13 protein-coding genes are annotated in these 14,389 nt (G+C 50.0%); 4 read left to right on the top strand and 9 right to left on the bottom strand.

Annotated elements, in window-relative coordinates:
• Positions 1-22: 22 nt before the first annotated feature.
• From KB186_RS08295 to nikC, 8 genes are all read right to left on the bottom strand, one after another.
• Positions 23-916, bottom strand: a complete 894-nt coding sequence (locus KB186_RS08295) for a DMT family transporter (protein WP_221867653.1) — start codon at positions 914-916, stop codon at positions 23-25.
• A gap of 22 nt (positions 917-938) precedes the next feature.
• On the bottom strand, positions 939-2,267 hold the full coding sequence (locus tag KB186_RS08290; RefSeq protein WP_232773392.1) for a sodium:solute symporter family transporter: 1,329 nt from the start codon (positions 2,265-2,267) through the stop codon (positions 939-941).
• Complete coding sequence (locus KB186_RS08285; protein WP_173608708.1) at positions 2,264-2,968, bottom strand: response regulator transcription factor; 705 nt, start codon at positions 2,966-2,968, stop codon at positions 2,264-2,266. Before KB186_RS08285 ends, KB186_RS08290 begins: the two co-directional genes overlap by 4 nt.
• A 4-nt stretch (positions 2,969-2,972) precedes the next feature.
• Positions 2,973-3,761 (bottom strand): sensor histidine kinase, encoded by a 789-nt coding sequence (locus tag KB186_RS08280; RefSeq protein WP_221867654.1) that lies wholly within the window; start codon positions 3,759-3,761, stop codon positions 2,973-2,975.
• A gap of 96 nt (positions 3,762-3,857) precedes the next feature.
• Positions 3,858-4,853 carry an ABC transporter ATP-binding protein gene (locus KB186_RS08275; RefSeq protein WP_229087987.1) on the bottom strand — a complete coding sequence of 332 codons (996 nt, stop codon included), beginning with the start codon at positions 4,851-4,853 and terminating at the stop codon, positions 3,858-3,860.
• Positions 4,854-4,855: 2 nt separating this feature from the next.
• Entirely contained in the window at positions 4,856-5,878 is a 1,023-nt protein-coding gene (locus tag KB186_RS08270) for an ABC transporter ATP-binding protein (RefSeq protein WP_173608706.1), read from the bottom strand.
• A gap of 12 nt (positions 5,879-5,890) precedes the next feature.
• Positions 5,891-6,811 carry a nickel ABC transporter permease gene (gene nikB, locus KB186_RS08265; RefSeq protein ID WP_173608705.1) on the bottom strand — a complete coding sequence of 307 codons (921 nt, stop codon included), beginning with the start codon at positions 6,809-6,811 and terminating at the stop codon, positions 5,891-5,893.
• Between the two features lie 13 nt (positions 6,812-6,824).
• Complete coding sequence (gene nikC, locus KB186_RS08260) at positions 6,825-7,724, bottom strand: nickel transporter permease (protein WP_173608704.1); 900 nt, start codon at positions 7,722-7,724, stop codon at positions 6,825-6,827.
• A gap of 180 nt (positions 7,725-7,904) precedes the next feature.
• On the opposite strand from nikC, the gene KB186_RS08255 reads away from it, so the two are divergent.
• Genes KB186_RS08255 through KB186_RS08245 form a run of 3 tightly spaced genes read left to right on the top strand, consistent with a single transcriptional unit; the run spans position 7,905 to position 11,632 of the window.
• A complete protein-coding gene (locus KB186_RS08255) occupies positions 7,905-9,140 on the top strand; it encodes an amidohydrolase (RefSeq protein ID WP_232773391.1) in 1,236 nt (411 codons plus the stop codon).
• Between the two features lie 16 nt (positions 9,141-9,156).
• Complete coding sequence (locus tag KB186_RS08250) at positions 9,157-10,380, top strand: amidohydrolase (protein WP_173608702.1); 1,224 nt, start codon at positions 9,157-9,159, stop codon at positions 10,378-10,380.
• A gap of 34 nt (positions 10,381-10,414) precedes the next feature.
• Positions 10,415-11,632, top strand: coding sequence for an amidohydrolase family protein (locus KB186_RS08245; RefSeq protein WP_232773390.1), 1,218 nt, complete (start codon positions 10,415-10,417; stop codon positions 11,630-11,632).
• Positions 11,633-12,004: 372 nt separating this feature from the next.
• On the opposite strand, the gene KB186_RS08240 is transcribed toward KB186_RS08245, so the two are convergent.
• Positions 12,005-12,892 carry a LysR family transcriptional regulator gene (locus KB186_RS08240; RefSeq protein ID WP_232773389.1) on the bottom strand — a complete coding sequence of 296 codons (888 nt, stop codon included), beginning with the start codon at positions 12,890-12,892 and terminating at the stop codon, positions 12,005-12,007.
• A gap of 112 nt (positions 12,893-13,004) precedes the next feature.
• Here KB186_RS08240 and KB186_RS08235 point away from each other — a divergent pair, with 112 nt between their 5' ends.
• Positions 13,005-14,387, top strand: coding sequence for an MFS transporter (locus KB186_RS08235; protein ID WP_232773388.1), 1,383 nt, complete (start codon positions 13,005-13,007; stop codon positions 14,385-14,387).
• Positions 14,388-14,389 lie beyond the last annotated feature (2 nt).

Below are 14,389 nucleotides of genomic sequence, written 5' to 3'. Positions count from 1 at the left end.
AAAGTGCGGCGAACTGCTTTGCTCAGGATGAGAGTGAGGAGAGGTTCTTCTTTTCACGCGGCTCCTTGGAGGTTGTAGTCAAGGTCACGCCTGCAATGATGAGAATCGCACCGAAAAACTGTACGGCTGTTACAGGCTTTGCCAGCAATAATAAGCCGAAAAGCATGGCGATAAATGGTTCGAGATTGGCAAACATCGCGGCTTTGGCAGCCCCTACCTTCTGTAGTTGGCTGTTCCAGATTAAGGTCACAATGCCGTGCATAACGACAGCGGTGACAAACAAGAGAAGCCAGGATGAAAGGCTGGTGCTTACCGTAGCCGTAGGGATGCTGATCAGGACAAAAGGCAGCATCGATCCGAAGCCGATCAAATTGGATACGAGCGTCGTGACGAGTGGAGGGAGTCGATGTCCCAACAACCTGACGAGGATGATCGAGGTAGCGAATGTCAGCATCGTCAATACAATCCAGAGGATACCGACATCAAAATGCAGCTCTGCCCCTGTATAAATGACGAATAAAACGCCTGATGTACCGATCACCGAACCGATTGCCATGCGACCAGTCAGTGATTCTTTCAAGAATAAGGCAGCCAAGAGAGCGGTAGTAATCGGCGTCAATGCCAGGATCAGGGCAGAGGTGGTCGGATCAGCTGTAACGAGCCCTTTGTAGAAGGACCACTGGTTAATAAATACGCCGACAACTCCCAATACCGCGAGCAAAAGCCAGTCCGTACGAGAAAGCTTTGGCATTTTCAGACGTCCTCTGGACCAGATGAGCAGAAACAACACGATAAACAAGAGACGCATAGCTGACAAAAAGAGCGGAGAAAACTCGGCGACGAGCATTTTCCCGAAGACGAAATTGCTGCCCCAAGCAGTTACGCAAAAAATGAGCAGCAAGTAGGAGCGTAGCATAGGATTCGTTCCTTCCTGTGGGTCAGCGAGTGTGATCCGGCGTTCGGATGTACCGTTTCCATAGCCAGGTCATGGACAAGTAGGCCGTTAAAACCAGAGCTGTACATAAGGAGGCAATCCAGATTGCCATCATCGGATCGACGTACATCCGGCTGCTATAGCCTGCGACGAATCCCATTACTGCGCTGATCAAAATGAAAGTAGGTGCTTTTCCCTTTGTCAAAACAATGACGACGACAGGCAAAAACAGCGAAGCATACATAATGCCAAAGAAGAACAGTAAATCCAGCAAGGTCGGCTTGAAGTAGATCGTCAAACCATACGAAAGAGCACCGATGGCAATGGCAAGGATGTAGCCTAAACGGATTTTTTGCCATTCCGAAGCGTCTGGGCGGAACAGCTGATACACATTGTTGACCATCAGACTGATCATGGAATGAAGACCTGCACCGAAAGCGGACATGATTGCTCCAAAGGCACAGAGGACAAATAATACAAGCAAGATCATCGTGTCAATCTTGCGTACGAGATCAAACAACAGCGAGTAGATATCATCAAATCCGCCCGTAAAAAGGACGATGATGATCAGCGAGGAAAACGCCAGGGGTACGGTGGCAAAAATGAGCCCGGACACCAGAAAGGTAGGGACGATCTTTTTCTCTTCCATCATATAGAGCCGCTGCCACGATGCCTGATCGACAAACACTTGACCAAACCCGATCAACAGTCCGGTAATGATAAAAAAAAGCCCCTCGTTGTTGTTGAGCACCAGAAGGTAAGGATGGTACAGGCGCAGTCCGTTATAGACGTGCTCGACACCTTTTCCGACGAAAAAGTAGACGGGAATCAGGATAATGGCTGCAAACGTAATGACAATTTGCACGATGGCAAACCGATGGATCGAGCGGATTCCCCCGATGCCTGCAAACAGCACACAAAACCCGAAAAAACAGAGCAAGCCGAGCGGGATCGGTAAACCAAACAAGATGTTGAGCAATACGCCCCCAGCCATCCCCTGAACGAACATCGCTTCGATCGTCGTAATCAAAAGGATGATGATCATCAACCAGTAACCAAACGGATGCAGCTTGTCCCGCATGTAATCCCCGATGGTCATCCCTTCTGACAACTCACGCCGGACCTTTCGCCCAAGTAGTCCAAACATACTGAGGGCAAATGCTCCCATCAAAGCGAAGCCGATCCCGCCAAATATTCCGTATTTGACGAGTGCTTCCGGTGAACCGAAGATCGTGTTTCCGGTCACCCAGCGGGCGAGGATCGAGACGACCCCAAGCCCGATGCCGATCTTTGCTGCACCTACCACGTATTCGCGAAACGATAAGTAGGTCAAGATACATTCCCCTTGTCCCGGTATTCTTTCGGGGTTTTCCCCACTACTTTGCGAAAAATGGTGCTGAAATAGTGTTGGCTGTTGAAGCCAGTACGCTCGGCAACCGTCGATATGCTCCAATCAGGATGAGCAATCAGGAACTTCTTCGACATTTGAATGCGGTACTGCATTAAATACTCAGAGAATGAGACGCCTACTTCTTCATGAAAACGGCGGCTCAAATAGGTAGGATTGATATGGACTTCTGCGGCAAGATCAGCCAAATTCAGCTTCTCCGCGAATTTTTGATGAATGATGTTCATCGCATCAGAAATAATTCGGGTGTAAGCAGAGAGGGCAGGGCTCTTCTGATATTTTTTCAGAATGTCGACCAGCTCGCTCTCAATGACGGGCTTCGTGATGTAATCCACGACACCGAGGCGGATCGATTGTTTGGCATAATGAAAATCTTGATATGCCGTTACAATGATGAGCTCGATGTCTTTGTGCTGGGCTCTCAGCTCCTCGCCAAGCACCAGCCCGGATTTCCCCGGAAGATTAATGTCCAGAAAGGCGAGATGAAGAGGAACCTTCTGGCTGATCGCCATGGCCTTGCTGCCATCTGCGGCCTTGTAGAATTTCCACAAGGGGAACATGGGCTGAATCAAATACTCGAGTTGGTCCAGCTCCAACGGTTCGTCATCCACGAGTAATACGTTCATCTTCTCACCTCAGATCGATTTGTTCATACGTACAGGGCCACCTGACAGACACAAGAGTTCCTCCCTCAGATATCGGAGCAAGCTCCAGATGTGCATGATCACCAAAACAAAGGTGGAGCCGTCTGCGGATGTTATCCAACCCGTGACCGCTCTTCTCATGTGGCTGTTCGGTTTCGATCTCACTTTCATTCTGGAATGCTGTAAGTCCGGAAGAACCGTTGTCGATGACCGTAAGCAGGACATCGTCATCTTGTCGGCTTATGCGGATGTCTATGATAGCTTCGCCCATTTTTCGTTCCAATCCATGCTTAAATGCGTTTTCCACGAGCGTTTGCAAGACGAATGGCGGTATGGATGCCTGCAAGAGATCATCTGCACAATCTAGCTGAATCCGGAGCCGATCGCCGAAACGCAGCTTTTGAATCTCCAAATATTGCTCCGTGTACGTAATCTCCCGCGCCAATGAAATCAACGGCTCTGTGGATTTGTATTTGAATTTGAGAAACTGGGAGAGGACTTCGAGCGCTCTCACCAGTTCCTTCGTTCGGTTTAATCGCGCCAGACTCAGAATGACATTTAACGTATTAAACAAGAAGTGAGGCTGGATTTGTTGATTCAATTGATTGTAGAGCGCTTGCTGAAGCTCTTTTTCCAGCTCGATCTTTAGATTTTTGTTTTCTAATAGATCAATCCGCTTCTCGAAAATAAACAGAAACAATAAAGCAATAGCTCCTACGATAGGAGCCAAAATAAACAGCAGAATGAGTAATGTGAAACCTTCGAAGCTTATCATGAGATCCCTTCTGTATAGATAGATTTTGCAGTTACCATCATATCATGCTGCTTCGTGATCTCTTGTGTTTTTAGAAAATTTTAATCTCTCTATGAATTAGACTTGGGCAAGGTGGCAGGCGACTTGGTGCGTGTCGTGCAAACTCGTCAGCCCAGGTACTTCTGTTTTGCAACGATCAATCGCATACGGGCAACGCGTATGGAAGCGGCAGCCCTGAGGAGGATTGATGGGAGAAGGGACATCTCCGCGCAAAATGATCCGCTCCTGCTTTTTGTTAATATCCGGAACGGGGATCGCAGACAAAAGTGCCTGCGTGTAAGGATGCTGCGGGTTGTCGAACAGCGACTTTTTATCCGCGATCTCTACCACTTTACCGAGGTACATCACCATGACGCGATCCGAGATGTGACGAACGACGCCGAGGTCATGGGAGATGAACAAATACGTCAGCTTGAATTGCTTTTGCAACGATTTCAGGAGATTCAACACTTGAGCCTGAATGGATACATCGAGTGCCGATACGGCTTCGTCACAAATGATCAGCTTCGGCTGCATCGCGAGCGCACGCGCAATCCCGATTCGTTGGCGTTGTCCACCGCTGAACTCATGCGGGAAGCGGTCAATTTGGTCCGGACGCAAGCCTACATAGCCGAGCAGCTCGATAATGCGATCACGTCGTTGATGGGCAGGTACGATATTTTGGATCGCCAACGCTTCACCGAGAATAGCGGATACAGATTGGCGCGGGTTGAGCGAAGCAAATGGATCCTGGAAAATAACCTGCAAATGCTTGCGCATATCGCGCATTTGCTTCTTGGACATCGCCAGTAGATCTTGTCCCTCGAATAGTACCGTTCCGCTCGTCGGTTCATCCAGGCGGAGGATGGCACGACCGGTAGTGGATTTGCCACAACCGGATTCGCCTACAATACTCAGTGTTTCTCCTTCGTGGATCGTGAAGCTGATGTCATCCACGGCTTTTACATGGTTGACGGTACGGCCTAAAATGCCGCCTTTGATCGGGAAGTGCTGCTTGAGATTTTTTACTTCCAGCAGTGGTTTTTTCGTTGGATTCGCTTGTGTCGTCATCATGATCATACCCCCACTTCCGTAGCAGTCTTGGTGTCGCCGTCCCACTCAGACGTATACATCCAGCAGCGTACTTTGCTTCCGTCTGCATACTCCAAGAGCTCTGGAAGCTTCGTATGGCACAGCTCTGTTGCATGCGGGCAGCGTGGAGCGAAGCGGCATCCAACTGGCATGTTGAACGGACTTGGTACATTTCCTTTAATCGCTTGCAGCTCTTCTACATCCTCATCCAGACGGGGGAGGGAGTTCATCAGCCCTACTGTATAGGGATGGCGTGGATTCGCGAACAGGTTTTGTGCAGTCGTGTACTCCACCACTTTTCCTGCGTACATGACCGCAACGCGATCGCATGTTTCAGCAACAACGCCTAGATCGTGGGTAATCATGATAATACTCATGCCCATTTCGACTTGCAGCTTTTTCATCAGCTCGAGAATCTGAGCCTGAATGGTAACGTCCAAAGCGGTCGTCGGTTCATCCGCGATCAAAATTTCCGGGCGGCAGGCGAGAGCCATCGCGATCATGACCCGTTGACGCATACCCCCAGACAATTCATGCGGCTCTTGAGTCGCGCGTTTTTCCGGGGAAGGAATACCGACCAGACGCAGCATGTCTACTGCCTTGTCCCATGCTTCCTTCCGTCCCATGTTTTGGTGCAGGCGCAATACCTCCGCAATTTGCTCCCCAACCGAATAAACCGGATTCAGCGAGGTCATTGGCTCTTGGAAAATCATCGAAATCTCGTTGCCGCGGATTGCGCGCATGTCTGCTTCCGATTTTTTCGTCAGATCTTGCCCTTTGAAAAGGATTTCTCCTCCTACAATTTTTCCCGGAGGACTGGCAATCAAACGCAGGATCGAGAGGGAAGTGATACTTTTTCCACAGCCTGATTCTCCTACCAGACCCAGTGTCTCTCCTCTATTTAGAGAGAAATCAACGCCGTCCACTGCTTTACTGACGCCATCTTCTGTGAAAAAATGCGTTTGCAGATTGCGAACGTCTAGGATGATATCTTGTTGTTCCGGCATGGTGATCCCTCCTTAGTTCAGATCAATTCGTTTATTAAAGTAGCGATACAATACATCGACAAGCAGGTTCACGAACACGAAGATAATGGAAGCGATCAGTACGCCGCCTTGTACGACAGGCAAATCACGCATGCGGATCGCATCGACGATCAGACGGCCCAAGCCGTTGATGGCAAATACAGATTCTACGAGAACCGTACCACCCAAAAGGAAACCGAACTGCAAGCCCACGACGGTAATAATCGGGATCAGCGCGTTTTTCAAAGCATGCTTGTAAATGATGACTGTTTCACGCAAGCCCTTTGCTTTCGCTGTGCGGATGTAGTCTTGACGCACGACGTCAAGCATACTGGAGCGAGTCATACGAGCAACGATGGCGGCTCCGGCAGTACCGAGTGTGATCGCTGGCAAAACCATGTGCTTCCAGGTGCCCCAGCCTGCGACCGGGAAGAGTTGCAACTTGACGGAGAACGTGTAGATCAAGCTCAAGCCGAGCCAAAAGCTTGGCAAGGATACACCGAGCAAGGCAATAACCATGATCGTAATATCAGCAGCAGAGTATTGCTTGGTAGCAGAGATGATCCCTGCGATCATCCCGAGGACAACCGTTACAAAAATACTGGCAACGGCGAGCTCGATGGTAGCAGGCAAGCGTGCCATAATCTCATCCCACACGGGGAGATTGGAGCGAAGTGATGTCCCTAGATCGCCTTGGAACACATTGACAACATACTGCGCGTATTGAACCATAATCGGCTGATCCAAGCCGAGCTGTGTACGCATTTTCGCAATCGTTTCTGCAGAAGCGCCTTCACCAGCAAGCAATACAGCCGGGTCGCCAGGAACCATTTGCATGATCAAAAAGACGACAAGAATAACACCGAGCAGGACGGGAATCATCTGCAGCAGGCGACGGGTAATGTAAACAATCATGTAGCATTCCCTCCTATTGTTTCATTCGTGGATCGAGAGCGTCCCTGAGGCCGTCCCCAAAGATGTTGAAGCCGAGAACAAGAGTTGCAATAGCGAAACCAGGGAACATGGCCAGATGCGGAGCGGTAAACAAGAAGTCGCGTCCGTTACTGAGCATGGCGCCCCACTCCGGCAGAGGAGGCTGTGCTCCCAGTCCGAGGAACGAAAGGCCAGCCGCGGAAAGAATCGCAGTAGCGAGGCGCATCGTTGCCTGTACAATAATAGGAGACAAAATGTTTGGGAAAATGTGTCTAAAGATAATCGTGAAGTCATTGGCACCGAGTGAGCGGATCGCATCGATGTACTCCAGTTTTTTCACGGTCAAGGTTGAGCCGCGGACGATCCGTGCAAATACAGGAATCGAGAAGATACCAACGGCGATCATCACGTTAAAGAGACTTGGCCCTAAGGCACTGACAATGGCTAGAGATAGCAGGATTCCCGGGAAGGCGAGCAGGACATCGATGATACGGGAGATGACTGTATCTACCCAGCCCCCGTAGTAACCGGATAATAAGCCGAGAATAATTCCGAAAAATGCACCAATAAAGACGGCAACAAATCCGACGGACATCGAGAGCTGTGTCCCGTATAAAAGACGGCTCAGTACATCCCGACCTTTGTCATCGGTACCCATCCAGTGTTCAGAAGATGGTGGCTTCAACTTGTTAACCAAGTCAATCTCATATGGATCATGGGGAGCGATAAATGGTGCCAACAGGGCAATCGCGATGTAAAAAATCACGATACAGCCGCCTACCATGGCGAGTTTGTTTTTTCGTAGTTTCCTGTAAAAAGTCCGCCATCTGCTAGGGCGTGCAGCCGCTGCTTTCGGCGGAAGAGCTTGATTGGTTGGTGCGATCTCAACCTTCATGGTGTAACCCCTCCTTTGCTTACGTCAAAGTTATCAGAAAAATGTACGAAGTAAAGGCAATTTGAACAAGTCGTAAAAATAGTGAAAATAGACGTAAAGATTGTGCAAATCAAGTCTTTCCGCTTCCTAGATAATGGGGGAGAAAGGAATGGAGAGAGACAAAGAGAGGGTGGATAATGGATGGGCGTTACCTATTGGTTGACCAATGTTCGTTTGGAGACGGGCTACCGTCGGGAAAATGGTGTCGTCACGGGGACAGAGGCATCCTTGTTTCACATTTTGGTTAAAGACGGAAAATTCGCGCGTATTGCACCAGCGACAGAGAAGCTTACAGACGGTATTTTGCAAAAGGATGCAAAAGGCTTATTGGCACTCCCATCTTTCGTAGAGAAGCATGTTCATTTGGACAAGACGCTTCAGGGAGAACCATGGCGGGCTGTTATTCCTGTGTCCAATATCATTGAACGCTGCGAAATTGAAAAGCGCACACTGCCGGGATTGCCGACAACTACACAAGAGCGTGCGGAGAATCTGCTGGAGATCCTCTTGTCCTATGGCTCGACACATGTGCGTACACATGTGGACATTTACCCGGAAGTGGGAATCTCCAATTTAGAATCAGTAAAAGCAGCATTAGCAACCTACGCGGATCGAGTCACCCACGAGATCGTGGCATTCCCGCAGCATGGCTTGTTGCGTACAGACGCAAAAGCACTCTTGCGTGAGGCATTGCGCCAAGGTGCGACTCATGTCGGGGGCGTGGACCCAGCTAATGTGGATGGCGATATAGAAGAATCCTTGCACCAAATGATGGAGCTGGCGGTAGAAGCAAACGCAGGTGTGGACTTGCATTTGCATGACCCGGGACATTTGGGAACCTACACAATGAAGCGACTGGCAGCAATGACCGTGGATGCTGGCTGGCAAGGCCGCGTAGCAGTCAGCCATGCGTTTGCGCTCGGAGACATCCCAGTGCAAGAAGCAGAAGAGATGGCGACGATCCTGCGGGAAGCAGGCATTACGATTATCACCAGTGTGCCATTTAGCCGCGTGATCCCACCTGTACAGCTACTGCACCAAAATGGCGTAGACGTTGCGGTCGGCTGCGACAACATTTTTGACACGTGGCAGCCATACGGAAATGGTGATGTGCTGGAACGCCTCTGGCGACTGGCAGAACGCAATCGTTGGCTGGACGAGCTGTCTCTGTCTCAATCTCTGCGTTTTATCACAGGTGGCAAAACGACGCTGGATGCCAACGGAACACAGCTATGGCCTGCACAAGGGGAAGACGCTAGCCTGATCCTCGTGGATGCGACCTGCTCGGCAGAAGCGATTGCGCGCCGTGCAGATCGACACGCTGTATTCTTCAAAGGCAAGCTCGCTTCTGGGCAAGTGGAAGAAGTGAACGTTTAAGAGGGGGGAAAAGCCGGTGAAATCTTCTCCTTATTGGATCGTCAACGCTCGACTGGAAATCGGGTATGAGTGGGAAGAAGGCGTGATCAGTGGAACGCGGACAGAGCTGTGCGATTTGCTTATTGAGCATGGAAAAATTACACGCATTGTCCCTTCCAGTGAAATTTTGGAGGATGGGCTGCCTAAAAAGGACGCGAAAGGCTTACTGATCTTGCCGTCTATGGCCGAGAAGCACATTCATCTGGAAAAAACGTATTACGGCGGCCCATGGAAGGCAACAACTCCCGTAAAAAACTTGTTCGAACGCCACGCTGAGGACAGAGGGCTGTTGCCGATGTATCTCAAGCAGGCACAGACAGGAGCAGAAAATATTCTCTCGCTGCTGGTGGAAACAGGAGTGACACATGTAAGAACGCATTGTCATGTGGACCCACAGGTTGGTCTTGGGTTTTTGGAAGGAATGAAAAGTGCGTTTGAGACGTATGCAGACCGTGTCTCCCACGAAATTGTTGCTTTCCCGCATTATGGGATGCTGCGTACACAAGCGCGCGACATGGTACGTGAGGCACTGCGTCAAGGCGCTACTCATGTAGGCGGCGTCGATCCGGGTGGAGTAGACGGCGACATCGAGCGTTCCCTGCAAACGATGCTAGAGCTGGCAGTCGAAGCAGATGCCGACATTGACATGCATTTGCATGATCCGGGGCATCTCGGCGTGTTTACGATGAAGCGCCTCGCTGCTCTGACGGAAGAGGCAGGCTGGCAGGGCCGTGTCACGATTAGTCACGCGATGGGATTGGGCGATGTTTCTCAGGAGGAAGCTAAAGAGCTGGCACAACGCCTCGCCTCGCTTGGCATTTCTATTGCATCGACCGTGCCAATCAATCGCCCGACCATTCCGATTCCGTTGCTGCATCAAGAAGGGGTTGCCGTCATGCTCGGCAACGATAGCCTGACAGACAATTGGACACCCTTTGGCAGCGGAGACTTGTTGGAAAAAGCAGGACGACTGGCTGAACGCTTCCGCTTGACGGATGAAAGATCGTTAGGCGTAGCACTCGGCTTTGTGACAGAAGGGCGGATCACTCTCGATGACACCGGGAATCGCCTGTGGCCATTGGCTGGAGATGAGGCGAGCCTGATGGCGGTCGAAGCGACATGTTCAGCAGAAGCAGTTGCGAGACGTGCGAAGCGCAAGGTCGTGCTTTTCCAAGGCAACCGGGTAGCGGGTGAGTGGTAGTACTACTTTTAAATAGAAAGGATGTCATGGATAGATGTCTACAGCCTATTGGATAACCAACGTCCGCTTGGAGAGCGGATACCACAAAGAAAATGACAAGGTGGTTGCTACAGATACTGAAGTGGCGCATCTATTAATCGAAGACGGACGAATTGCGCAGATCGTGAGTGGAGCCGCTCCACAAACCGAGCTGCCAACGAAGGATGCCAGCGGTCTGTTGGCACTGCCGTCATTTAGGGATATGCACATCCACATCGATAAAACGTATTATGGCGGCCCTTGGAAAGCCGTGACGCCAGTAAAAAACATCTTGGGTCGACTGGAAGAAGAGAGCCAGCTCATGCCGAAGCTGCTGCCAACAGCACAAGAGCGCGCAGAAAAAATGCTGGAATTGCTGCTGTCCGCAGGCTCCACCCATATTCGCTCCCATTGTAATATCGATCCGTACATCGGACTCAAAAACCTGGAAGCGACGATGGCAGCACTCGAAACCTTCAGCGGCAGATTGCAGTGCGAGGTCGTTGCCTTCCCGCAGCAAGGTCTTCTGCGAAGTAACCAGGTGGAGAACATCCGCCAAGCCTTGAAGATGGGTGCGACCTACGTTGGCGGTGTAGACCCGGCGACCGTGGATCAAAACATCGAGAAATCGCTCGCTACCATTTTTGAGCTGGCAGTGGAAGCGAATGCACCCATCGACGTTCATTTGCATGACCCGGATCATCTCGGGGTGTTTACATTCAAGCGTCTTGCTAAAATGACCGAAGATGCAGGGTGGCAAGGTCGCGTTACCATCAGCCATGCCAATTCCCTTGCTGACATCAGTCTGGAAGAAGCAGGGGAAGTAGCAGAAATGCTCGCTGGCTTGGGCATTTCGATCACTTCCACTGTACCCGTGAACAGAGGGACGATTCCGATTCCATTGCTGCATGAAAAAGGCGTGTCTGTTTCTCTCGGAGACGACAGTATTACCGATCACTGGTCGCCATTTGGACAAGGAGACAGCTTGGAAAAAGCGGGCCGATTGGCTGAGCGCTTCCGCATGCAGGACGAACGTTCCCTGTCCCAAGCACTGGGCTTCATTACAGGTGGGAAAACGCCGCTGGATAAAGAGGGCAACCGCCAATGGCCGAATGTTGGCGACGAAGCGGATATTGTATTCGTTCATGCATCCTCGGCAGCAGAAGCTGTTGCACGCCGAGCGAAGCGCCAAGCTGTAATGTTCCGCGGGAATGTCGTTTCTGGGGCTTTGTAAGATCGAAAAGAAAATCTATAACAAAAACAGACACGCAATTGTGACGTGTCTGTTTTTGTGTTCATTTGCCTGCACCTAAAATGCATGGCACCAGCACAAAGGATCATCTCCCCCACAATGTGGGCAACAACCCCCTGTATAGCGAAGTCGAATTTGATCTGAATGCAGCACACCATAGTCGGTAATCGGTTCGACGCCCGGGATTGGTTCGTCCGGGGTCTCGCGCACTTTCATGTCCGACCACTTTCCGCTCCAGGAACATATACGGCACGTTAATCTCTCAGCTGTAGGGTGCAACGCATTCTCGATGACGATCATACATTCTTGACTGTTGGTATTACAGGTAGGACAATCGTGAAGTTTCATGATTCATCACCTCTCAAGTTTGCATACATCCTCAAAATAATCGACAACAACCTCACGGAATTCTTGGGCAGCGCGCGAAATGTACCGACTCTTGTGCCATAATAATGCGATTTCCCGTACCAATTCGTGATTCTCGACTCTTAGATACGAGATTTGTTCACGAGAATCTCTTGCCGTGCTTGGTATGAAGGCTATGCCGATTTCTGCTTCCACCAGTTGGATCAGCCTTGCAGGTTCATCTCCCTCATACACATAGGTGGGTGCGAATCCAACCGACTTGCATATAGCGTCCACGAGATCGCGTGTACCGTACCCTTTCTTGACACCGACAAACGATTCATCCTTCAGCTCTGTCAAAGATACGATGCTTCGGTCTGCCAGTCGATGTCCCCTTGGAACAGCTACGAGGATAGGGTCAATGAACACGATTTGACATTCGATGTCATCGTCTTGTACAGGAGGGGAGGACAAGCAAAAATCGACCTCTCCTCTATGAAGAAGCGTAACCATTTCCTGGGTGGTCAGCATTTGTACATGAAATTGGATATCGGGCCGCTTTTTCCGAAACTCGCGAAGGATATTCGGCAGCGTGCTCGCAGTAGTTACGGCTAATTCAAGAGTACCATGCTCCGGGTTGGATAGGTCGCGAAGCTCCAGTTTCCCTTGTTCCAATTCAAACAGAGCTCTTTCCACCCGACAGAGGAATTTGCTTCCGAACTCATTCAGACGCAGCTTTCTCCCTGTACGATCAAATAGCGGGACTCCCAGATCCTCCTCTAATCGTTGAATCGTTTTACTAAGGGACGATTGGGTCACATGCAGGCTTCGTGCAGCTTCGGTCACATGCTCCATACGAGCAACGGTAAGAAAGTATTGCAGTTGAAGAAGTTCCATTTAGCTCCTCCATTCATTCCTTTGAATCAATGGAATCATAACATGAAATACGTTGGAGTAAATGTTTGATTTCCAGTACGATATCATCAAAACGCTTTAAGGAGGGCTGAAAATGGGGGCTCACAACAGGTGGTTGATGATTTCCGTTGGACTAGGGATATTGTTGAACCCGTTAAATTCTTCGATGATTTCTGTTGCGATTGCAAGGCTGCAAAATGTGTACAGTCTTGATTTCACGGTTGTTTCGTGGATGATTTTCTCGTTCTACATTGCGAGTGCAATCGCTCAACCTGTCATGGGAAAGGCAAGTGATTTGTTCGGACGCAAGAAGATATTCCTTACCGGGCTTGTCGTATCTTTCGTTGCTTCCTTATTGGCTCCATTATCTCCAAACTTTGGGTGGCTCATTGTGTTCCGAATTGTGCAATCGATTGGAACAAGCATGATGGTTGCCGTTGGAATCGCCATTGTACGAATCCATATTACGGAGAAACAAGCGACTGCGCTTTCCGTACTGTCCATATTCCTGTCTGGAGCAGCTGCGATTGGACCTTTTATTGGCGGGGTATTGCTTCATTATTGGGATTGGTCAGCGATCTTTCTCGTTAATATTCCGTTCGTGGTGGCGAGCTTCCTGTTAGCCTGGAGGATGATTCCAAAGGATGGATCGGCAGCATCTGTTGCACATAAGATGTCCTTTCGAAAATGGTTGGAATTGATTGATGCAACAGGGATCATGCTCTTCGCGGTCGGTCTGGTTGCACTGCTCGTTGGATTGCTTTTCGCAAAATCATCGGGGCATGTCTCATGGTGGCATATCCTGGTTGGAGGGATCGGCCTCGTTACACTGGTAGCTTTCGTACGACATGAGTTAAAAACGACTTCTCCGTTTATTCCGCTGCGGACATTCGCGAAGTATCCTGCGATGACGTGGGTCAATATCGAATTCATGCTCGTTAACGTCCTTTTTTATTCGCTTTTTTTCGGCCTTCCATCCTACCTGCAAATGGTTCGTCATGTCAGCGAGTTCCATACAGGAATGCTCATGCTCAGCTTAGGTTTATGCTCCCTCATGGTATCTCCACTAGCAGGACGATGGATTGATCACTCAGGACCTCGGCCGGCATTGCTCACATCCGCCATGCTGATGACATTTGGGTCATTGTGGATCGTGACGTTAAAGCAAGATTCACATGTGATCAGTGTGTGTGTGGCGTTAGCGGCATTCGGCATTAGCAACGGGTTAAACAATGTCGGCATGCAAGCAGCCTTGTTCAAAAGCTCTCCAAAAGAAATCATAGGCGTAGCATCCGGATTATTTCAAACATCCAGATACCTGGGAACCATTCTCTCCTCATTATTGATCGGCATTGTAATGGGAGATAAGTTCAGCGCCGAGGGTTTGCAAGTGCTGGGCATTATCCTCACGACAATCGCGCTGTCTTTGGTACTCATGAGTTGGCGACGGGAATCAGGGCAGCGGGGAGAGTCGTAGGT

This window comes from Brevibacillus sp. AF8 (assembly GCF_021270385.1).
GTDB lineage: Bacteria > Bacillota > Bacilli > Brevibacillales > Brevibacillaceae > Brevibacillus.
This window is presented reverse-complemented; position numbering and strand designations above follow the sequence as displayed.